Below are 19,745 nucleotides of genomic sequence, written 5' to 3'. Positions count from 1 at the left end.
TTAGATTTTATTTTTAAAAGGCTCCGAAGAATCTGGATAAACTCTAGACTAAAAATTGCAATTGTTCGTTTATATACTCCAAGGAGAATGTGATGAGCGAGCATGATGTGATGCGTGAGAAAATCGAAAACTATCTGAAAAAATATGCCATTAACGATGAAGCCCGTTATATTATTGCGCCACTGATTGCCAAAAAATCGTTGGAGATGAACCACCTCTACCAAGATTTAGGCTTTAAAAGCCGTGTTCAGATGGGTTCATATATGGCAGAACATTTTCCACGCCTTGCTGAACTTAAGCCCAAAGATAAACTCTGGAAAAAATTTCTCTACGATGCGATCGGTATGGTTGCACCCGCGTGTGCAACGTGCAATGATCAAGAACACTGCTTTACGTGTCTGATTGCGGAGGCGAGTGCGTGAAGACACCATCGATTACAACCACGGAACTCTATACCCATCTCGATACGCTCATCGATGCCGATATCCCCGTCTTTATCCACGGATCGCCGGGGATTGGGAAATCGTATATTGTTGCCGAAGTGGCGAAAAAACATGCATTGGAACTGGTCGATGTCCGTCTTTCACAAATGGACCCCGTCGATTTGCGCGGTGTTCCGGCAATTCGTGATGAGCAGACGGTATGGATGCCGCCTATCTTTTTTCCGCGCGATCGTGACTCAAGCGGTATACTCTTTCTTGATGAACTTAACTCCGCTCCTCCCTCTGTGCAGGCGGCGATCTATCAGCTCGTCCTCAACCGTAAAATGGGAGAGTATGAACTCCCTCTCGGATGGCGGATCATCTGCGCCGGGAACCGCATATCCGATCGTGGGGTGGTGTTTCGTCTCCCTACACCGCTGGCGAATCGGATGGTACATCTAAGTGTCGAGGCGCGGTTTGAGGATTTTAAACTCTTCGCCATTCGAGAAGGGTTACATTCGTTTGTCATTGGATTTTTGAGCTTTCGTCCTGATCTGCTGACCTCTGAGCCGGTGAGTGAAGATGACAGCAACCCCGCTTTTGCAACCCCGCGCAGTTATCATATGCTCTCAAATGTATTAAAGACGTCTAGCGATACTTCCCGTATCGCTCCCATCATTTACGGGTTGATCGGATACGGGGCGGGAATAGAGTTCCTCTCCTATGTCAAAGTGTATGAAAAGCTCCCCGATGTTCAGGCTATCTATAGAGGTGAATACCCCACTATCGATAAAAGCGAACCAGCACTGTTGTACGCACTCGTGTCGGCGATGGTGGAGCTTTACCGTGGAGGCGAGGAAGCATCGAAGCATCTGTTTGGTTTCGCGCAAATTTTGCCAACCGAGTTTGGTGTAATGCTCATCAAAGACGCTATCGTCAAAGATGCTTCTATCGCGGAGTGTGCGGAGTTTGATGAGTGGATTGAGCGCTATGGCGACTATATCCTTTAACGAGCGTCTCGAAAAAATACGGGTTCAGTTCCTTTTCGATCACCCTTTTTTAAGTGTCCTAGCCCTCTCGATCCCCCATAAATACCAGAACAATCCTCATGTGCTTTTCGAGACCGATGGGGTGAGTATCCGTGTTGATGAGAGCAAAACGATGGGGTATGATGATGGACAGTTGAAATATCTCTATGCCCATGTACTGCTCCATATCCTCCTCAAACACCCCTTTCGTATGCTTGGGCGTGATAAGCCGACGTGGAATCGCAGTTGTGATATCGTTATCGGGCTTTTGCTGAGTGATTTTCAGCGTGTTGGATCAGCAGATGAAGAGGCGATGGTGATCGAGTCGTTTCGCGACAAAAGTGTAGAGGAAGTGTACCACGCCTCTACCGTGAGAGCGATGAGGGAGAAGGGCAACAATCTGAAGATAACCCCACACAGCAGAAGATGGATATCATTGAACACGAGGGTGATACGAAGGTAGCCGAAGAGGAACTGGATGCGTTGATTATCCAAGCGATGGGGGCGGCGCGGAAGCAGGGGAATATCCCTGCCTCACTTTTAGAGATGTTCGATGAGATTACCAAACCCTCTATCGATTTGCACACGTTGTTACATGCCTATATGTCGGAGAGTTTTTTCGATAAAGAGTCCGATTTCTCCCACCCCAACCGCCGGTTTATTCATCAAGGGCTATATCTCCCCGGATATCGCTATGATCGCAATCGTTTGAGCTTTTTTATCTTTCTGGATCGCTCGATGAGCATCACATCGGATGTATTCGCCCGTTTTTTAGGGATTATCGACTCCATCGTTCGCATGAGTCACGATTTCGAGGTGAGTGTGATTCCCTTCGATGAACGGGTGTATATCGAAGAGAAGATAAGCTACGACGCGCAAGGCATATTACCTAATATTAGTTTTGCCAAAGGGAACGGAGGGACGCAGTTTGATCCGGTACTGGAGTATCTAAACACTCACGCAGGGGAGAAAAATCTTGCTGTGATTCTCAGTGATGGATATTTTACGGTGGAGAAAGCTCCCGCGATGCAGACACTGTTTTTACTCAGCGAGAAGAAAAATTTGAAAAGGTTTGAGCGTTATGGAGACGTCGTCTACTTTGACTTACCGTGAGCATATCGAATTGCTCAAAGATGATTTGGATTTTGAGGAACAGGGTGATGCCATTTACTTGTACCATGAAGACGATGAAGCCCGATTGCTGTGGGCGTTTCATCGTCCCAGCGGCTCGCATCCGGTCCAAGTGAGTGACCCGAACACTGATGTGGCGATTATGGCGTTTAACCACTCCCGTCTGGGGGCATTGGAGCGATTTACTCGGCTTAATCCATCGGTTATCGGTGACCCTGAATTGCGTCGCCATATCCGCAACCGTAGCCGTATGCTTTTTCGGGCACTTGTCGATAATGATTTTAGCGAACTGTTGGAGGTATTGAACCTTTTTCCGCTCTTTACAGATCAAGCCTGCGATCAGATGATCAACGGCCGTATTTGGAATGAGAACTACGCGACAGCTTTGAGGGCATCGAAGTTTTTAGAACTCTCAGGGGAGCATATCAATGAGAAATTGGTACAAGGGGTACTGCGACGGCTCAAACCGCTCAAAACCTACACTTTTGATGAAGCAAAGGCTCTATTGTCGGAGCTGAATGATCAAGTACAAAAATTGCATGAAGTGATTAAACAGCATTACAGTGATGAGTTCCAAAAGTGGATTGCACGTGAGAAACTCCATCCGCTCCAGGCCATTGTTTTGCAAAAACAAATAACCCACCTAAAGGAATCCCATGACTGAGATAAAACTCAAAGTGATGAAAACCATCTTTAATCTCAGTGATGAGTGGGAATACAATATTTACGAATCGGATGATATAGCCGAGTATGCCCAAATGGACAAAACCGAGGTTAAAAATATTATGTCGGAGCTTTACGATGAAGGGTATTTGGGTGAGTGCATGAGTATCGGGGATGACGGGTATGAGACCTATTATCTTAACCGTCGCGGACGTGCGGTAATCGGGATAGAATAATGGTAAAGTTAGTAGTCTTTTATGAAAAACCTTTTTGTGCCGCCAATGCCAAGCAAAAGCAGATTCTACGTTCAAGCGGCTGTACACTGATCGAGCGTAATCTCCTTGAACACGGTTTGGATGCTGATGCTCTACGCAGCTTTATGGGGGATAAAAAGGTAGTTGATTGGTTTAATCCTGCCGCTCCCGCGATCAAAAACGGTGAAATTATGCCGAGTGAGCTGGATGAAGCTGAAGCGATGGGACTGTTGATGTCCAACCCGATTCTAATCCGTCGCCCGTTAATGGTGATCGGGAGCGAGAAGCTATGCGGATTTGATGAGAAAAAAGTCTCTGAAATACTCGATCGTTATGTCGAAGCAATGCCGAAGATCAACTGTATGGAAAAAGGGTGTTTGGAGAAGAGGGCAGAGTAAAATCATTTTGTCATCCCGTACTTGATACGGGATCCAGTTTACTAAGAAGTAGATTCCGTGTCGTAGCACGGAATGACTAGTACCCGCTTAGGCGGGCATTACAAAGCAGTTTACACTGCCCCGAATGAAGCTTTTCCACCGCGTTGTAACGCTTTGATTTCTTCATAGGTTTTGTCGCTAAGACGAAGATTACTGCGTGAAACTTCTTTTGCAACTGCATCGATTTTCTCTTTGTCAGACATCTTTTTCAAGTCACCTTTTGAAAGATCGCCGAGTTCGAGCAAGTCATTCCATACAGAGCTTTCATCCAATGCAAACGTATTGAATGTAATTCCCTCATAAACAAATGACCCTTTTCCGATAATGTCAGAGACGAAAAGGAGATATTTTCCTTCAGGAGTCAAATACTCTTTGTATTTTGCAACAAAACTTTCGAAAAGATCCAAAGATTGAAGCTCAAGCGCCATAAAATCGATGGTATCGCTGTTGGTTGCAAGGATAACTTGTTTAACGATATCTTTTGGAGGTAGGCTTTTATCCGCAGTGATAACTTTACCTTCGGTTACGATGAGACATCCGCGATACGCGTATTTGTATGCATCAGTGGCGGCATTGTAAACGATCATCCATTCGAGTTTGTTTTCGCTGATGTAGCTTTGGATAGACATGTGGGGTTCCTTCAAGATTGTAATAAAACACTCAATACAATTTCTGTTCTATCTTTTTCGCATAATAATTGCATCACAGTAATAAAACATCGTCATTCTCAACTCGATTGGGAATCCAGCACTTTTTTTAAGATGGATCTCATATCAAGTACGGGATGACGGGAATAAGGAAAACCATGAATCCTCAAAGTGCCAAACGCTCCCTCGCTCATTTGTGCGAACGTAAAGTTCCCGTCTTTTTATGGGGACCTCCGGGAATTGGGAAATCCTCTATCGTCGCTCAGATAGCCAATGAAGCGGGGATAGGGTTTATCGATTTGCGTTTGTCGCTTCTCGATCCGACCGATCTTCGGGGTATTCCGTTTTTTAACTCCAAAAACGACACGGCGATCTGGGCACCTCCGGCATTTTTACCTGATGGCTCGCAAGAGCGGGGGATTTTGTTTTTGGATGAGTTAAATACCGCAGCACCGATGGTTCAGGCTTCTGCATATCAGTTAATATTAGATCGTAAAATCGGTGAATATCGTCTCCCGGATGGTTGGGCGATTGTGGCGGCGGGAAATCGTGAGAGCGATCGTGGTGTCGTATTTCGGATGGCGGCACCGCTGGCGAACCGTTTTGTTCATCTGGAGATGGAAGCCAATGTCGAGGATTGGCGTAACTGGGCGATAGGGGCGGGGATCGAGCCCTCAATCATCGCCTATATCTCCCACCGCCCTGATGCACTGTTCGTCTTTAATGCAGAGAGCAGATCGTTTGCAACACCTCGAACATGGCAGTATGTTCATGATATTATGGCTTCCAACCCTGAAGAGGATTTGGTGATGGCGATGGTGAGCGGTGCTATCGGAGAGGAGTTGGCGGCATCGTATCTGGGGTTTCGTCTCGTTGCCTCACAGCTTCCAGATTTAGATGCGATTATGCTAGGTGAATGCACCGATGTACCGAGTGACCCCTCCGCCTTGCATATCCTTTGTACCGCTTTATCCATGAGAGTTGATGATTACACGAGCAGTAAAAAACTGAACCATCTCATTACCTATTCGTTGAAACTCCCCGGTGAGTTTGCGGTGATGATTATTCAAGACCTCCGTGCACGGAAAATCGAACTTGATCATGTCGAGAGTTGGCCGTTGTGGATGAAACAGTTCAACACACTGCTACGATAATGTCGCACGAACAACTGCTCCTGCGTGCTAAGAGTTTATTGACCGTCAAATATCCCTATTTCGGGATGCTCGCTTCACGCTTAAACTTCGAGCCAAGCGTTGATATCTCGGGGTATGCGAGTAACGGAAAGCGGTTTATTTACAATAGTGATTTTTTAGAGCGTCGAAGTGTTGAGGAGGTGATGTTTATCCTCACCAATGCCGTCATGCACCATGTCCTCTCCCATCAGCAGCGCAAACTGAACCGCAGAGGGAGGCTTTGGCAGTTAGCGACCGACTATGCGATCAACAATCTCCTCTCCAAAAGCGGTCTGCATATCCCGATAGGGGCAAACTACAACAAAGAGTATGAGGGGATGTATGCCGAAGAGATATACGATGCGCTTAAAAGTGATCTAAATCTCGGAGAGGGGGATGCGTTTGGGGAGAGTGGAGATAGTGCGCCACAAAACGCTATGATGGAACAAGAGGGGGATGATTCCCAAGGTTTTACTAACATCGACGGTATCGCCGATGAACTCGATACTTCGGATGAGTTGCAATGGCAATACGCCGCCTCGATTGCTCAGGAGGTAGCTCAGCGTAAGGGGGCTATGCCCCTAGGGTTGGAGCGATTAGGGAAAAAAGTAAAACCAGCCGATGTCGATTGGCGGTTTGAACTCTACAACGCCGTAAACCGACACATGCGCAACAACTACGCCTTTATGCCTCCGAACAAAAAGCATATCCATCGGGGGATTGCTCTCCCCTCGCTCACCAGCGATACGCTGAGTTTGTGTGTGGCGATCGACACGAGCGGCTCTATCGACGATCAGCTTTTGGGGGCGTTTATGGAGGAGTTCAAAACCATCATGCAAAACTTCCCCTCCGTCAAAATAGAACTCATCATCGCCGATGCCAAAGTCCACGCTCACCATACGTTCCAAGGGGGCGAACGGATGGATTTCAGACTCAAAGGGGGAGGGGGAACCGATTATCGCCCGACGTTCGATTATGTCGAAGCGAATCTTCCGATGACGACCATGTTGTTGTATTTTACCGATGGTGAGGGGTCTTATCCTCGTATCCCGCCGAATTATGAGGTGTTGTGGGCATTGTCAAGAAAAGCGAAAGTGCCGTTTGGGAGAGCTTTGGTGATATTTGAGAGCTAAAGGAACGGTATAATTGCATTCATGAAACAAAAACTATTCAATAAAGCTCGCCAATTCGCCCACCATCCGAAAACTGCACAAGCTCTAAAATCGATGAAACCCGAAAAATCGGTATGGGGATTTCTGGGGATTGTCCTCTTTTTGATTGTTCCTGAAATCATCGCCTTTATCTACGGAGCCCCAATCACCGCGTATGCTAAAGATGCACTCTCCCATTCACCTGCATGGTATGAAAAATACTATTTTGATTTTCTGCTCATGATGTTCGAAGAGGGGGGGAGCTGGTTCAACCTCGCCATCGCTACGGCGTTGTTGATTTGGTTCTTTTTTTAATTTGATATTACACACTAAAACGAACTTGTCCGTTTTAGTGGCAGGGACAAATGTCCCTACAACCCCCTGAAGCTACCCGCATCTTTCGGATACGGGAGAAAGCTACCTATTAATTTATATTATCTGCTCACTGCTATGATCTTGGATTTTCTCAATATCTTCAAACGAATCTTTGGTTGTATCGGCGGGGAGAAGCTTTTTCCACTCACGAAAAGCTTTCATATAATCGACACTCCCCGAACTCTTTGGATCAAGGGTGAATTTTGGGGCATTGAAATGTTCCAATGAGGTAGTATTCTCGATACCGAGGGTAAAGCGATCGGTTTTATCGGATGCATTGATCAGTGATTGTACATAAACGATATGTCCGTCTGAATCGATGCCGAAATTAAAATCGAGGTGTAAGTTCAACTCTTCGATGAGCGGTTCAAGTTGTTTTGGATCGCTGATAAACATATAGGAGCCGTACATCTCTTTGGTAATCATCGATTCAGAGTACATTTTTTGGATCATAGAATCGAGAACGGTTAAGAGCATCGTAACGGATTGATTTCGATCGAGTGAGAGGTGTACTGTTTTCGTACTTCCACTGTTTTTTTCTAAAATACTGAGCGGTTGATAACTAAAATGTGACCCGTTTATGTCGCTAAATGCTTTGATCGTCCCCTCTTTAATCGCAGCGTTGATACTGTGGATCTTTTTTTCATCGAATTGTTTCATACTCTCTTCGCCGATGAGGGTGCTAATGAGGGTATCATTAAGATCAAATCGTATCAATTTCCCCTCATCTTCTCCCTTCATCGGGAAGATGGTGTTGAGAAATGTTTTTCCCATATAGAGTGTTTTGGTGGAATAATCGAACAAAAATGGGAATTTCATCGAGATTTCCACATTATCCCGATTGTAATGCATATCATAAGTGGCTTCGGATCGGATGGTATCGCGATAATCAATCGCTCCGTTAATCCCAAATGAAAATCCACGGATGACATCGATCCCTTTTTGCAAATAAAGAGAGGTGAGTGCTGTTGTATTGGTTTCATCTTCGGGAAAAGAGAGTTTCGTAATGCGTGTTGTGGAGATATAGTTATATCCGGTAGTGTCAAAAGTTTTCGTCATTGCATTTTTGAGAGATTCGTGGGGAGTAGCTGTCGTACATCCTCCCATCATGAGAACAGACATGAGTAATGCACTTGACACCAGAAGACTCTTCAAAAACATAAAACAACTCCTAATAATATACATACTTTTGAATTATAGCATTGATTAGGTGAAATGTATTTACAGATGATCCGAATAGTCGCACGAACTGTCGATGTCGATCATTTCACGAATTGATTTTTTCAAATCCTCTACATAACCGATCAACAATTCGCAATCACATCCGCATTCAGCGGCAATCGCACAAATATCATCGCTTGTGAGGGATGGCTCGCGCAGATGTTTGAACTGATCTGCACTGATATTGATGTGAACGTTACCGGCGGCAGAACAAAGGGTGAGTATCATCCCTCCATACTCGCCAGTGCGTCGTTGATTTGCTCTAATGCCAGTGATTTGGCATTTTCAACCTCTTTGTTATCCCACCAGTATTCGATAATGGCGTGTTCGATTTGCTCGATTTGCTCCATTCGGAGGTTGGCGAATATTTCATACGAGCTCACGTCATCGTTACTAATACCTTTTGAAACAGCAAGTTTATTCAATGTCTCGAGGATGCTTTCTTCGAGTGGTTTAGGATTGATTTCTAAGCGCGCATGATCGATCCATGCACGGATCTCCCCTTCGAGGTAATCGTGTCCCCAGACTTGATAACACAAAATTCTATTAGGACTGTAGAGCATTTTTTCATCTTCACCTAAAACATCGCTGGTTTTTACCGCACCATCATAGAGGTAGACTTCGATACGTTCGTTTTCGCGTAAGGTGCACGCATGCTCAAACGCATTACGGGCATGTTTTAATACTTCGCTTTTTAGGTTTTCATTCATAATTAACTCCTGCTATTTAAATTTAAACGCACAAGGAATAAAATCCCTTATGCTACGCTAGCCGCTATGGCACTAAAGCTTGCCATTTCAGGGCAGAATTTACGTCATATAGGGGATATCAAGATTTGAATCCCGATCACTTGCTTCGTAATCGTAGGTCATTACTTCGCGCACGGAAGCAATTTTTTTCTCTAACACGATCCGCTGCAGGGGGTGAAGAGACGACGTATCGATTAAACGTTTAATACTATGACGATAATGCATCGTAACGAGAGGATGCCAACGGTTTTGATTCTCGTTTAGGCGTTCCAAAAACTGTTGTAAGGCATCACGATCATCACTCTCCAAACGCGGCAATTTACGCATCACATTGCGAACAAATTGTTTTGTAAAATAGGGTTCACCTATCTCTAAAAGCTCGGATGCCGCATCGATATCGGCACTGTTTTCGCTGTAACTGTAGGCATAGCGAAAATGTTCACATACCGCTTCAATGTATTTGGGATAGTGCTGCAACACCATCACCAAATGGGTCAAATCCTGATCGATGAGTACCTGAAAGAGAGTAATGGTATTTTTTCCCATACTCGCCCAGTGGGGTTCACCGCTTTTGATACTGTCTTTATCCAAAATTCTCCGGTACTGCTCAATCTCTCCAATATCGGTGAGAAGACGAGCAGAAGAGGAGAAAGTGCTCATGAAGCTCTTGATCTGCCGTTATGGTAATCCCATAACCGTTTATAGTGGCTATCCAACTCAGAGAGGGTCGAATCAACCGTGATCAGCTCATGGGTACGGTTAAAACGGCTTGAGTTTGTTTCATACCAATGTTCCATTTCAAGTTTGAGTGCATTGCGTTTGGCAACCGTTTCAGCGATAAGTGACCGAATTTCTACCATTTCAGATGTGATAATTTCACTCATGTGTACACCCGCATTCGCATGCACCCGCAGCAGTACCAGGATCGAGATAATCCGATGCATTTTCAGGGGTGACTTGGATGAGGCTTTGGGTGAATATTACATCGATTGCTTCGTTGAGCGGCATCGTCTCAGAACCTAGCCAATAAACGCTCATCCCTCCGCGTACCATAACGTGAAACGGTCCATCTCCCAAAAAGCCGTAAACGGCAGAGGTTGCCCCATTTTCCAAAAGATAATTAGCCGTTTGTATACCGTTGCCACACCCTTCATTCGAGATGATAGTGCTTTGTTTTGTGAGCGGATCGACCAACGCAAAAAATTTGGCATTGCCAAACAGTTTTGTGCTCATCGTACCCGGTGAATCAGATTCTACAGGGATTGCTAACATCGCTGCTCCTTTGATGAATTATTAGAGCTTATGCATATTTTGTTCGATCATTTTAGAATGACAATTGCATTCTATCTCATAAAAAGAGCTACATATGGAAGACCTTCGAACTCATTATCACTATTTTAGTAATGAAGAGGGAGACGGTTATGAAATATACAGCTGTGATTTTCCAGAGCTCAAAGGGTATGGCGATACCTATGATGAGGCAATGAGTGATTTACGCAGAAATTTAAAACATCGTGAGGAGAAGAGCATGGAAGCACAACCATTAATGGAGACAGCAATCGCGGCATATGATAAAAAAGATTATATGGTGGCTAAATCGATTTGGGAACCACTTAGTGCTACGAATACGGATGCAATGGTAAATCTGGGAACCATGTATGTTAAAGGGTTTGGGGTAGAGAGAAATATTTCGATAGCCTTTAGCTTGTTTGAACGTGCAGCAGCATACGGGCATGAGACTGCTTCTTTTTATATGGGTGGAATGTATGAAAATGGGATTGGTGTCACTGCGGATAAAGCAGAAGCTATTCGTTACTACACAACTGCAGCAGAAGCCAACATGCCAACCGCTCAGCTTAAACTGGGGATTTTGCTCCGTGATGAAGATGTTTTAAATTCGATGAGATGGATGATTCGTGCCGCTCATAGCGGAGAAGCACAAGCCCATTCACTTCTTACGTATGTCAGTAATATGTCAGAAGCGACCGACATAAATGTCGCATTTCGGATGATGGATGAATCCTCGCAGCGCGCGAAAGTCGAAATGGTGATCGCTGAAAACCTCGCCCCTACGTTGGCGAGTGACGGCGGTGGAGTGGAACTGGTCAATTATATCGGCGGAGATACTCCTGAAATTTGGCTGCGCTATTTGGGAGCCTGTTCGGGATGCCATCTCGGGCCTACCTCGACGGCGGGGATGATTTTAGAGCAGTTTGAAAAAGTTATTGATAAAAAGATTGTTATTTATCTCTGGTAAGGAGTCTATTATGAACTCATTTTCTGCGACGGTTGAAGAGATTAAAAGTGATGAGTTTTTTAGCTGTATCACCGTTCGGACAAAAGAGACGGTATTAAAGCTTTTAAAAACTGAAGCTCCGAAATGGCTCCGAATCGGTGAAGAGGTCGAGTGTCGTATCCAAGAGGCGGCGATTGCGATTTGCAAGGGAACCAAAGAGGGGAGTGTTTCGATCGAAAACCATCTCTCCGGTGAATTGCAACATTTTCGTAAAGGTATTGTTCTGAGCGAAGTGAGTGTGGATACTCCGTGCGGAAAACTCAACTCTCTGATTACTACCGATGCATTCGAGCGGATGGAGTTATGTGAGGGGTGTTCCGTCACATTATTACTCAAAGCCGTCGATATCAAACTCATGCCGGTTTTGGATTCCACCTCGTATGAAAAATGCAAAGAGAAATTGTATCAGGGTCAAAACTGATAATGTGCACAAGAACATATGAGCTCTCTACTAAAGAGAACTCAGCGTTAGCGTAGTCAAGAGGGGCTTTGCTCCTTTGGCGTATTTAAAATAATGGTAAGGAGAAAATTATGGCTGTAATGATTACTGATTCTTGCATCAACTGTGATGCCTGTATCGATGAGTGCCCTGTAAGTGCAATCGCAAGTGAGGGAGATTCTCCGCGTGAGGATTGGGAATTTACCTATGTAAAACCGGAAAAATGTATCGAGTGTGTCGGTCATGCTTCAACACCTGCTTGTGCTGCGGCCTGTCCAACAGAGGGATGTATCGTTTGGGATATGCCATATACGGAAGATTACAATGATTATTATGTCAACAGTTCTGAGTATGTGATCAGCACCAGCAAAAAGCGTGGTCTTCTCTCACCGGAAGTTTCTCCGCAAACCTTCCGTGATGACATCACTATTGCGGCGCGTGAAGCGCGTGAAGCGGTAGCGGTTTAAAAGGATATAGGATGCTTATCGCGTTTGCTTCATCGGATGGTGTAACGGTCAATCAGCACTTTGGCTGGTCGAAGAGTTTTGAGCTTTATCGTATCACTGAGGATAACGCAGAGTTTATTAAAACGCTAGACAGTTCACAAGATGCGATCGAAGACGAACACGAAAAGCTCGCCTATAAAATCAGTACGGTAAAAGAAGCAGACATTATGTACTGCTCTCAAATCGGCCCTACCGCCTCAAAAATGGTATTGGCTTCCAAAATATATCCGATGCGCTCCGGAGAGAACGATCGAATCGATGAGACGATTGTAAAGCTTCAAGAGCTGTTATTAGGCAATCCGCCGCCGTGGTTACAAAGAATAGTACACACCACAAAAGACAAGGAGATAAAATGTCTGTAATTATCGATGATACCTGCATCACGTGTGATGCGTGTTTGCAACAATGTCCGGTCAATGCGATCGTAGATGATTTGAACAATCCGACAGGGAACAAGCGTTATTACGTGGCTCCTGAGAAGTGTATCGAGTGTGTCGGTGTGTATGATGATCCGCAATGTGCGGCGATTTGCCCTAGTATCGGATGTATCACGTGGGATATGCCCTTTACCAAAGAGTTCGATGCACATTTCCTAAACGGTGAGATGTACAAACTCGCAGAGAAGAACGGTGTCCCTAAATCTCCGGCATTCCGAGAGAAAAAATACCGTAAAGATATCCCAAATGAGATGCGCGGTGTCGGGCATATCGTTCAAGAAGGTCCGGAAGATCTCGAAGAAGTAGGGTGAGTATGAAACCCATCGAGAAAGTGGCGTACGATCTCGATATCTTTGCACGTGATTGTGCCGTGACCGTTGCTCTGAAAATTACCGATGATTCGTGTAAGATGGATGAGGAACAGCGTGCTGTTTTTATGGCTTTGTATGATGCTTTGCCACCTTACATCAGTGCAATCTTTGATGAGGAAGTTTATCTCTTGATCCGTGAGGCGCGTGATACTCCTACCGCAACTCTTTTTGCACGTATCAAAAAAGAGCGGGAAATGGCTATGGCGATCATCACCCAAGAAAAAATGAAAACGTTTAAAGCTTCGGTGCGAGGCTCACTCCTCATAGCGGAACTCACACGCTAAGATTATAGTATTCACTCAGCGCTTGTGAATACTCGATACTCTCTTCTTTAATTACCCCGTTTTCAATCACTTTTAACGTATCATCCACCAATATTTTCCGCCCGTTTGGTGTTTGCATCACCGCGAGCTTCTTTTGGGTAAAAATGGTATCGGGATGTGTTGCGTTAAAATAGTTGGCGAGGCTAAATTCGATCCACTCCTGAGGGACAAGGGCAAAGCCGTATTGCGGTGCCCATTCACCATTTACGAGTGAATATAGTACATACTCACCATTGAGCAGTTCAAATCGGAATGTATCACCGTTTTGTACGGTTATGTTTCCATCTACTACCTCTAAGGGTTCTCGAATTCCATACCCACCGAATCCCGTATCACACAAATACTCTTTTCCCTCGATGGTGACGATTACCACCATGTGGGTTTTAGGACGTCGAGAGGGATAAAACATCGGACGAGCCCCCGCAAAATACCACTCGAATCCGATGGCAGTGAGTGCCATCGCGAACAAACCGTTGACTTCGTAGCAATAGCCCCCGCGTCCATTCATGATAATTTTTGTAGTGATTTCTTCAGGGATGAGAGAGGGGATACGACCTGCTTGGACTTCGGTATTCTCAAACGGAACCGATTGGAGCTGAGCAGACATCAGTGCCGTGAGGGTTGATAGATCAGGGCGTGTTTGACCGTTGTAGTTGATACGGCGGAGATAGTCGGAGAGGGAGAAGTTGGATGCGGTCATTCTTCTTTATCTCCCGTAATACGATATCAGAGTCGATTTGGCGATCGTGTGCATTCCGAGCATGTATCCCACCAATGCGGCAGAAGCTTTATCATCTAAATCGAGATGGTCTACATCGAGGGCATGGACGGTGAACATATAGCGATGAGGTTTGTCCCCTTTGGGCGGGCAGGCTCCTCCGAATCCCGCTTTGCCGAAATCGGTGATGCTTTGGATTGCACTAATCGGTTGTTTTTTCGTAGTATCACCAAAGTTTTCAGGAATCGATGTCACGGATGATGGGATATTAAATACAACCCAATGCCACCAGCCGCTTCCCGTCGGCGCATCGGGGTCATAGACCGTTACCGCAAAACTCTTTGTCCCCTTCGGGGCATCGCTCCAGTGCAGTTCGGGTGAGATATTTTTCCCATCGCATCCAAATCCAGAAAACTCCTGAGTTTTGGTGAGCTGACCCAGTAAGTTTTCACTTTTTAGGGTGAAGTTATCGGCAAATAGCGAAGAACCCCCCGCGATTAAAAGAACCGAAATGATTGATAATAGGCGCATGGTATCCCTTTTATTGTAATGCTAAATTGTACTACGTTTTTATCACATTAGAGAACGATTTTTGCTTGTTATAAGTACTAAAATCACGTTTGGAGATTATCATGAATGTAGCCTCTGTTATCAATACGTCGCTCAATTCGTTATCCTGCATACCTAATGATGAGAGTATCGATCAAGATTATGCGGCATTGATTGCACAGTTTTATCCAGCACAAGAGTATAAAACACGCGATGAGATCAATGCCGAAGATAATGAACTGAGCAAGTTTAAAGATGACTTGCGCACCAAAGGTGCCGCTGTTTTTCTCAAAGAACTGGACGAAGAAAAGATCAAAGCCCTCGTCGAAGAGTACCGTGTAAAACTACTTAAAGAGAAAGAAAAAAACCCCGAAATCCCGATGGACATCAACAAAATGGTGAGTGACTTTAAAAAGCAGCTTATTGAGGAGATGATGGAGGCACAAAAAGCAGAGGAAGAGAAAAAAACTCAAGAGAGTGAAATGCTCATGAGCTCTGAAATGTTAGAACAAATCCAAATGATCCGTAATGATGAGCAAAAATCGGGGATCGCTGAGATAGGCTTTTTAGAACAGATTCTGAGTGCTTCGAACGACGAAACAAAAGAAAAATCTTTTATTTCTGCATAGTTTTACAGTTCTTAATATAATTTCTAAATTAAAAATTAAATTCACCCACCTCAAAGCCAAAAAGTCGCACAATCACGCCATGAAAAAAGAATCTACAAATATCTATTTAATCGGCATGGTTGTCGCAATGCTCTTTTGGGGATTCGCATGGACGGCGGGGAAGGTTGCGGCGGAACACTCTAATGCGGAAGTTGCTGCTTTTTGGCGTTATGCGATCTCGTTTATCAGCATTATTCCTATCATTTGGTATTTAAAAACCCCCCTCAAAACAGACCGAAAAGGTTTAATGTACATGGTGATCGCGGGGATATTAACATCGTTGTTTAATTACCTGTTTTTTGCCGGACTTTCACACGGCGATGCGGGCTACGGTGGGACGATGGTCACGTCACTTGCCCCGATCATCACCTATATCCTCTCGATCTCATTTTTAGGGACGAAGGTCTCCACCCGACAAATCGGTGCCCTCTCCATCGGAATTTTAGGTGCTCTGATTTTGCTTCGTGTCCCCTTTGATGGATTCGCATTTTTAAATATCGATAGCGCTTATTTTCTCGGATGTGCGGTTGTGTGGGCATTGGTCACGGTGGTTTCTCAAAAAGCCGCCAAGCGAGCCGATCTGATGTTTTATACGTTGGTCGTTTTCGGTATCACGACGTTTATCAATATGCTCTTTGCCCTGCCGCACCGTCCGTTTGATTTCGCCGCGTTTGACAGCGTGTTTTGGTGGACGATCCTATTTATCGGGGTGATACCGGGGACGTTTAGCACGGCGCTTTATTTCGTATCAGCGGGGAAAGTAGGGGCGCATCGGACGGGAGTGTTTATGTTTATCGTCCCTGTCGGGGCTATCGTGTCGAGCTGGGTCGTGTACGGTGAAACGTTGGCAATTTCCACACTTTTTGGATGTTTGATGGCATTTATGGCGGTGATACTGTTTAATATGAGAAAAGCGAAAGGAGCTACGTGAGTATTTATGCTTTGCAATCTCCGGCAGGCGGGTTTTTGGATGAGGATTTAAACCATTTTAATAAAATATTTGATGATTGGTGTATACAGTTTGATAATTTTGAGGATGCTATGACCATTGCGAGTACGCTGGATAAAAAAAGATATTCTGAGGTTGTCGAAATAACTCCACTAAGCTATCCTAAGTATTTTTTTCATAATTTACAAGGGATAATACATGCGACACGCGAAGTAGAGGGGAATATTGTCTGCATTGTGGAACCTTTTATGGGATCGAATTTTCGTATTGCGGTTTGTAATTTGGAAACAAAAGCGGTGAGATTAACGGCAACAAAGTATAAAAATACGATGAGCGTCGAAGGTGCATTTGCGAACTTTACGATCAGAGATGAAAAGGATTCTGAAATCTAGATCAAGATCGGGTCATCAAATAGGAGAATTTGCTGGTTTGTATGCTTTCAAACAGACTTTGAAGATTGAATACCTTGCTAATCTCTAATCTGCTAATCTAATCTGCATCAGCTTGGGTTTTGGATAGTACAAAAGAAATTTTATAAAGTCAGGATAGACGTTTTTCTTTTTTGTGTAAAATCTTTTGATGAAGTTGGTTTGTTTTTCGATTAGAACCAAAAAAACAAATTGTATAAGGAGCATTAAATGAATCCATTTACGACACACGGCGCATTTAGTTGGTTTGAGCTTTTAACGGGCGATGTTGAAGGGGCAAAAAAGTTTTATGGCGACGTATTTGGTTGGGAGTTTAAAAAAGCCGATAACGTCGATTTTGACTATCAGTTAGTAACATTAAACGGTCAAGAAATGGCGGGAATTATGGATATAAAGCAATGCGGCGATGAAAAGATACCGCCGCATTGGGGCAATTATGTAACCGTACTGGATATTAAGGCTACGTTACAAAGAGCAAAAGAGCTGGGGGCGAACGTTATCGTGGAGATCACACCGATACCGAAAGTCGGCGATTTTGCTATCATCCAAGACCCGCAAGGTGCCGTTATTTCGATGATCGAATACCAAATGTCGTTTTAAGATCGCAAAGGATTTGCGATGAATCTTGAAAAGCTCAAAGGTGCTGAAGCCAATTTTTTTGCCTTTTACCCCAAAGGATTCGCAGACGAAGCACTTCTGCCGATCATCAAACGGCACAATACGGCAAAAATAGGTCAAAGCGTGAGAGAACTGTTTGCACCTGATCGTTTTGTTCATACCGAAGAAATTTGCGAGAGTTTTACAAAGATCGTCTCCAAATCCTCTTTGATCTCACTTTTTGAAAAACCCAAAGTCAGAGATATGGTGAAACAGATGAGTATGGAGCAGCAAGATATGCTTGCTATTGGACTGTATGAGGTTTTGCACGGGAACAAAGAGAAAGGATTTACCATCCTCGTCGATGTGCTCGGCATCTATAAACTCGCAAAATGGTCTATTGTGACGCTAATTCCGTACTATTACGCGAGGGACAAAGACTTCTTTATCAAGCCGACCACAACAAAGGACATAATTAAGTTTTTTGAGATCAGCGGTATGGAGTATAAACCCCGTCCAACATACGAGTTTTACGAGAGATACAAAAAGGTACTCGAAGAGATGAAATCGCAGGTGAGTCCTCTAATCGGAGAGGACAATGCCGGATTTACGGGTTTTTTGATGATGGCGATGAAAAAGTAATCCCTATTACCACTTCAGCATAGGCATTGGTCGCCATGGCTCTTTTTTGAATTGTATCCATGTCAACTCAGCAAGGCGTTTATGAAACCCACAGTTTGGGAAGCTTTTTTTCAACTCTTTAATCATTTTTTTATCTATCCCTGATGACATTACCCCCCATGAAACATCTATGAGATCAGCTTTACGAAATTGTTCTGCCAAGGGGTTATTTTTGATCGGTAAAAGTTTATGATGATAGCGAATCATAGCGATGACATCTTCATCATATTTTAGAATATTATTCTCTTTTAAGTAGTTGCTAGCAAGTTTTTCGGATGGCTCTAAATAATCGATTGTATTATCTGTCCATATTCCTAAATCATGAAATACACCGGCTATCAAAACTTTTTCTTTATCGTCCGCACAGAGTTCTCCTAATGCATAGGCATAATGAAGCATACGAATAACGTGATGGGTATAGGCAGGTGCATCTTTTCCTAAGCAATTAACATAGGGAGAGAGTAGGGATGTGACGTTTTGGTGAATTGTTTCCATGTGAACACCTTTTTGCATATTATGAGATAATCGTATATAATTCACAAGAGTCATTAATGACATAAATAATGCTATAAAAGACAAATAATGAAAACTATTGATGTTGCTGTTGTTGTTTTAGAGTCAACGTTACTCTCAACTGCTTTTGGTGTTGAAGATATGTTGATGATTTGCAACCAGTTTTGTAAACGTAATGATGAGGCTTCGTTTAAAGTTAACCGTATATCAGAGGGAAAATTTATTATAGACGATACCCATTATGATGTTATTATTATTCCACCGTTACTTGTACCAAGCGGTTTTACTTTTGAGTTGAGTGCATTGAATGCTTGGTTGATTCATCATTATCATACTGGAACCATCCTCGCCTCGGCATGTGTTGGAAGCTTTTTCTTAGCTAAAACAGGGTTGTTGGATGGTAAGAAGGCAACAACCCATTGGCAGTATGAAGAAAATTTTAGAGCTTCATTTTCATCGGTTACGCTAGAATCAGATAAAATACTGATCGATGAGGGGAAAATTATCACTGCGGGTGGAGTGAGTGCCTATATGGATTTAGTCCTTCATATTATCGAAAAATTTCATTCTAAAGAGAGTGCGCAACATTGTGCCAATATTCTGTTGGTGGATCGAGGACGTGATTCACAAAAATGTTACAAAGAGTTGTCACAGGCGACATTTATTGAAGATGATGAGATTAAAGAGTTATTGTTGTGGATAAAAGAGAATCTACGCGATGAATACAGCACAGCAATTTTATCACAACGACTTAAACTCCATGAACGAACTTTTATGCGCCGTTTTAAAAATAGTGTCCATTCAACCCCTAATCAGTACATTCAAGAACTTAGAGTGGATGCGGCAAAGTCATTATTGGTCACTACATACAAAAGCTTTGATGAGATTACTTCTGAAGTCGGATTTGAAAATGAGAGCAGTTTTAGGCGACTATTTAAACGTGAGACATTGCTAAATCCGGGGGAATATCGGAAAAAATTTCAATATCATGCAGGCAATTTAAAAATTTAGAACTATTCG

General features: G+C 43.8%; 31 protein-coding genes and 1 pseudogene. 22 read left to right on the top strand and 10 right to left on the bottom strand.

Annotated features, from left to right (window positions below; all coding sequences use genetic code 11):
• Positions 1–92 precede the first annotated feature (92 nt).
• The 7 genes and pseudogenes from A3G19_RS08155 (at position 93) to A3G19_RS08120 (ending at position 3,896) form a co-directional block, all read left to right on the top strand.
• On the top strand, positions 93–422 hold the full coding sequence (locus A3G19_RS08155) for a nitrogen fixation protein NifQ (RefSeq protein WP_294871922.1): 330 nt from the start codon (positions 93–95) through the stop codon (positions 420–422).
• Positions 419–1,432, top strand: coding sequence for a MoxR family ATPase (locus A3G19_RS08150; protein ID WP_294871920.1), 1,014 nt, complete (start codon positions 419–421; stop codon positions 1,430–1,432). Before A3G19_RS08155 ends, A3G19_RS08150 begins: the two co-directional genes overlap by 4 nt.
• Positions 1,365–2,080: pseudogene (locus A3G19_RS08145) on the top strand (hypothetical protein); the annotation flags it as partial. The gene A3G19_RS08150 and the pseudogene A3G19_RS08145, both read left to right, overlap by 68 nt.
• Positions 2,054–2,563, top strand: coding sequence for a VWA-like domain-containing protein (locus tag A3G19_RS08135; protein WP_363922128.1), 510 nt, complete (start codon positions 2,054–2,056; stop codon positions 2,561–2,563). The pseudogene A3G19_RS08145 and the gene A3G19_RS08135, both read left to right, overlap by 27 nt.
• Complete coding sequence (locus A3G19_RS08130) at positions 2,532–3,245, top strand: hypothetical protein (protein ID WP_015653805.1); 714 nt, start codon at positions 2,532–2,534, stop codon at positions 3,243–3,245. The genes A3G19_RS08135 and A3G19_RS08130 overlap by 32 nt, the downstream gene beginning before the upstream one ends.
• Entirely contained in the window at positions 3,238–3,480 is a 243-nt protein-coding gene (locus tag A3G19_RS08125) for a hypothetical protein (protein ID WP_015653804.1), read from the top strand. The genes A3G19_RS08130 and A3G19_RS08125 overlap by 8 nt, the downstream gene beginning before the upstream one ends.
• Complete coding sequence (locus tag A3G19_RS08120) at positions 3,480–3,896, top strand: ArsC/Spx/MgsR family protein (protein ID WP_015653803.1); 417 nt, start codon at positions 3,480–3,482, stop codon at positions 3,894–3,896. The genes A3G19_RS08125 and A3G19_RS08120 overlap by 1 nt, the downstream gene beginning before the upstream one ends.
• A gap of 110 nt (positions 3,897–4,006) precedes the next feature.
• Here the strand turns inward: A3G19_RS08120 and A3G19_RS08115 are convergent, their stop codons facing one another.
• Entirely contained in the window at positions 4,007–4,564 is a 558-nt protein-coding gene (locus tag A3G19_RS08115; protein WP_015653802.1) for a hypothetical protein, read from the bottom strand.
• 176 nt (positions 4,565–4,740) lie between these two features.
• Here A3G19_RS08115 and A3G19_RS08110 point away from each other — a divergent pair, with 176 nt between their 5' ends.
• From A3G19_RS08110 to A3G19_RS08100, 3 genes are read left to right on the top strand one after another with little or no spacing between them, the layout of a single operon-like run.
• Positions 4,741–5,736 carry a MoxR family ATPase gene (locus tag A3G19_RS08110; protein WP_294871914.1) on the top strand — a complete coding sequence of 332 codons (996 nt, stop codon included), beginning with the start codon at positions 4,741–4,743 and terminating at the stop codon, positions 5,734–5,736.
• A complete protein-coding gene (locus A3G19_RS08105) occupies positions 5,736–6,887 on the top strand; it encodes a VWA-like domain-containing protein (protein ID WP_294871911.1) in 1,152 nt (383 codons plus the stop codon). The genes A3G19_RS08110 and A3G19_RS08105 overlap by 1 nt, the downstream gene beginning before the upstream one ends.
• A gap of 21 nt (positions 6,888–6,908) precedes the next feature.
• The gene (locus A3G19_RS08100) at positions 6,909–7,220 is read left to right on the top strand and encodes a hypothetical protein (protein WP_294871909.1); all 312 of its coding nucleotides are present in this window, start codon (positions 6,909–6,911) and stop codon (positions 7,218–7,220) included.
• Positions 7,221–7,334: 114 nt separating this feature from the next.
• Here A3G19_RS08100 and A3G19_RS08095 read toward each other — a convergent pair whose 3' ends face one another.
• From A3G19_RS08095 to A3G19_RS08070, 6 genes are all read right to left on the bottom strand, one after another.
• Positions 7,335–8,441, bottom strand: coding sequence for a hypothetical protein (locus tag A3G19_RS08095; protein ID WP_294871906.1), 1,107 nt, complete (start codon positions 8,439–8,441; stop codon positions 7,335–7,337).
• Between the two features lie 60 nt (positions 8,442–8,501).
• Positions 8,502–8,729 (bottom strand): hypothetical protein, encoded by a 228-nt coding sequence (locus A3G19_RS08090; protein WP_015653797.1) that lies wholly within the window; start codon positions 8,727–8,729, stop codon positions 8,502–8,504.
• Positions 8,726–9,211 carry a hypothetical protein gene (locus A3G19_RS08085; protein WP_015653796.1) on the bottom strand — a complete coding sequence of 162 codons (486 nt, stop codon included), beginning with the start codon at positions 9,209–9,211 and terminating at the stop codon, positions 8,726–8,728. The genes A3G19_RS08090 and A3G19_RS08085 overlap by 4 nt, the downstream gene beginning before the upstream one ends.
• Before the next feature lie 99 nt (positions 9,212–9,310).
• Positions 9,311–9,910: a hypothetical protein gene (locus A3G19_RS08080; protein WP_015653795.1), complete on the bottom strand. Its 600-nt coding sequence runs from the start codon at positions 9,908–9,910 to the stop codon at positions 9,311–9,313.
• Complete coding sequence (locus tag A3G19_RS08075; protein ID WP_015653794.1) at positions 9,907–10,134, bottom strand: hypothetical protein; 228 nt, start codon at positions 10,132–10,134, stop codon at positions 9,907–9,909. Before A3G19_RS08075 ends, A3G19_RS08080 begins: the two co-directional genes overlap by 4 nt.
• A complete protein-coding gene (locus A3G19_RS08070) occupies positions 10,127–10,522 on the bottom strand; it encodes a NifB/NifX family molybdenum-iron cluster-binding protein (protein ID WP_015653793.1) in 396 nt (131 codons plus the stop codon). Before A3G19_RS08070 ends, A3G19_RS08075 begins: the two co-directional genes overlap by 8 nt.
• A gap of 94 nt (positions 10,523–10,616) precedes the next feature.
• Here A3G19_RS08070 and A3G19_RS08065 point away from each other — a divergent pair, with 94 nt between their 5' ends.
• The 6 genes from A3G19_RS08065 (at position 10,617) to A3G19_RS08040 (ending at position 13,583) form a co-directional block, all read left to right on the top strand.
• Positions 10,617–11,507 carry a NifU family protein gene (locus tag A3G19_RS08065; RefSeq protein WP_294871904.1) on the top strand — a complete coding sequence of 297 codons (891 nt, stop codon included), beginning with the start codon at positions 10,617–10,619 and terminating at the stop codon, positions 11,505–11,507.
• Positions 11,508–11,517: 10 nt separating this feature from the next.
• A complete protein-coding gene (locus A3G19_RS08060; protein WP_294871901.1) occupies positions 11,518–11,967 on the top strand; it encodes a TOBE domain-containing protein in 450 nt (149 codons plus the stop codon).
• 110 nt (positions 11,968–12,077) lie between these two features.
• Complete coding sequence (locus A3G19_RS08055) at positions 12,078–12,452, top strand: 4Fe-4S dicluster domain-containing protein (protein ID WP_015653787.1); 375 nt, start codon at positions 12,078–12,080, stop codon at positions 12,450–12,452.
• 11 nt (positions 12,453–12,463) lie between these two features.
• The gene (locus A3G19_RS08050) at positions 12,464–12,853 is read left to right on the top strand and encodes a NifB/NifX family molybdenum-iron cluster-binding protein (protein WP_015653786.1); all 390 of its coding nucleotides are present in this window, start codon (positions 12,464–12,466) and stop codon (positions 12,851–12,853) included.
• Positions 12,844–13,239 carry a 4Fe-4S dicluster domain-containing protein gene (locus tag A3G19_RS08045; protein ID WP_294871898.1) on the top strand — a complete coding sequence of 132 codons (396 nt, stop codon included), beginning with the start codon at positions 12,844–12,846 and terminating at the stop codon, positions 13,237–13,239. Before A3G19_RS08050 ends, A3G19_RS08045 begins: the two co-directional genes overlap by 10 nt.
• 2 nt (positions 13,240–13,241) lie before the next feature.
• A complete protein-coding gene (locus A3G19_RS08040; protein WP_294871895.1) occupies positions 13,242–13,583 on the top strand; it encodes a hypothetical protein in 342 nt (113 codons plus the stop codon).
• Here A3G19_RS08040 and A3G19_RS08035 read toward each other — a convergent pair.
• Both A3G19_RS08035 and A3G19_RS08030 read right to left on the bottom strand, forming a co-directional pair.
• Positions 13,573–14,322: an arylamine N-acetyltransferase gene (locus tag A3G19_RS08035; protein WP_294871893.1), complete on the bottom strand. Its 750-nt coding sequence runs from the start codon at positions 14,320–14,322 to the stop codon at positions 13,573–13,575. The genes A3G19_RS08040 and A3G19_RS08035 overlap by 11 nt on opposite strands.
• A 6-nt stretch (positions 14,323–14,328) precedes the next feature.
• A complete protein-coding gene (locus tag A3G19_RS08030; RefSeq protein ID WP_294871891.1) occupies positions 14,329–14,871 on the bottom strand; it encodes a YbhB/YbcL family Raf kinase inhibitor-like protein in 543 nt (180 codons plus the stop codon).
• Positions 14,872–14,972: 101 nt separating this feature from the next.
• On the opposite strand from A3G19_RS08030, the gene A3G19_RS08025 reads away from it, so the two are divergent.
• The 5 genes from A3G19_RS08025 to A3G19_RS08005 all read left to right on the top strand — a co-directional run bounded on the left by A3G19_RS08025 (position 14,973) and on the right by A3G19_RS08005 (position 18,173).
• Entirely contained in the window at positions 14,973–15,518 is a 546-nt protein-coding gene (locus A3G19_RS08025) for a hypothetical protein (protein ID WP_294871890.1), read from the top strand.
• A gap of 79 nt (positions 15,519–15,597) precedes the next feature.
• Positions 15,598–16,488: a DMT family transporter gene (locus tag A3G19_RS08020; protein ID WP_294871887.1), complete on the top strand. Its 891-nt coding sequence runs from the start codon at positions 15,598–15,600 to the stop codon at positions 16,486–16,488.
• On the top strand, positions 16,485–16,898 hold the full coding sequence (locus A3G19_RS08015) for a hypothetical protein (RefSeq protein ID WP_294871884.1): 414 nt from the start codon (positions 16,485–16,487) through the stop codon (positions 16,896–16,898). The genes A3G19_RS08020 and A3G19_RS08015 overlap by 4 nt, the downstream gene beginning before the upstream one ends.
• A gap of 246 nt (positions 16,899–17,144) precedes the next feature.
• Positions 17,145–17,534: a VOC family protein gene (locus A3G19_RS08010; RefSeq protein WP_294871881.1), complete on the top strand. Its 390-nt coding sequence runs from the start codon at positions 17,145–17,147 to the stop codon at positions 17,532–17,534.
• An 18-nt stretch (positions 17,535–17,552) separates the two neighbouring features.
• Positions 17,553–18,173 carry a hypothetical protein gene (locus A3G19_RS08005; RefSeq protein ID WP_294871879.1) on the top strand — a complete coding sequence of 207 codons (621 nt, stop codon included), beginning with the start codon at positions 17,553–17,555 and terminating at the stop codon, positions 18,171–18,173.
• Between the two features lie 6 nt (positions 18,174–18,179).
• Here the strand turns inward: A3G19_RS08005 and A3G19_RS08000 are convergent, their stop codons facing one another.
• Positions 18,180–18,707 carry an HD domain-containing protein gene (locus tag A3G19_RS08000; protein ID WP_294871877.1) on the bottom strand — a complete coding sequence of 176 codons (528 nt, stop codon included), beginning with the start codon at positions 18,705–18,707 and terminating at the stop codon, positions 18,180–18,182.
• Positions 18,708–18,794: 87 nt separating this feature from the next.
• Here A3G19_RS08000 and A3G19_RS07995 point away from each other — a divergent pair, with 87 nt between their 5' ends.
• Positions 18,795–19,736 (top strand): helix-turn-helix domain-containing protein, encoded by a 942-nt coding sequence (locus A3G19_RS07995; protein WP_294871875.1) that lies wholly within the window; start codon positions 18,795–18,797, stop codon positions 19,734–19,736.
• The last annotated feature ends 9 nt before the right edge of the window (positions 19,737–19,745 follow it).

The organism is Sulfuricurvum sp. RIFCSPLOWO2_12_FULL_43_24 (genome assembly GCF_001829605.1).
GTDB lineage: Bacteria > Campylobacterota > Campylobacteria > Campylobacterales > Sulfurimonadaceae > Sulfuricurvum.
Note: the sequence above shows the minus strand (reverse complement) of the source record. Positions and strands in the feature narration are given on the sequence as shown.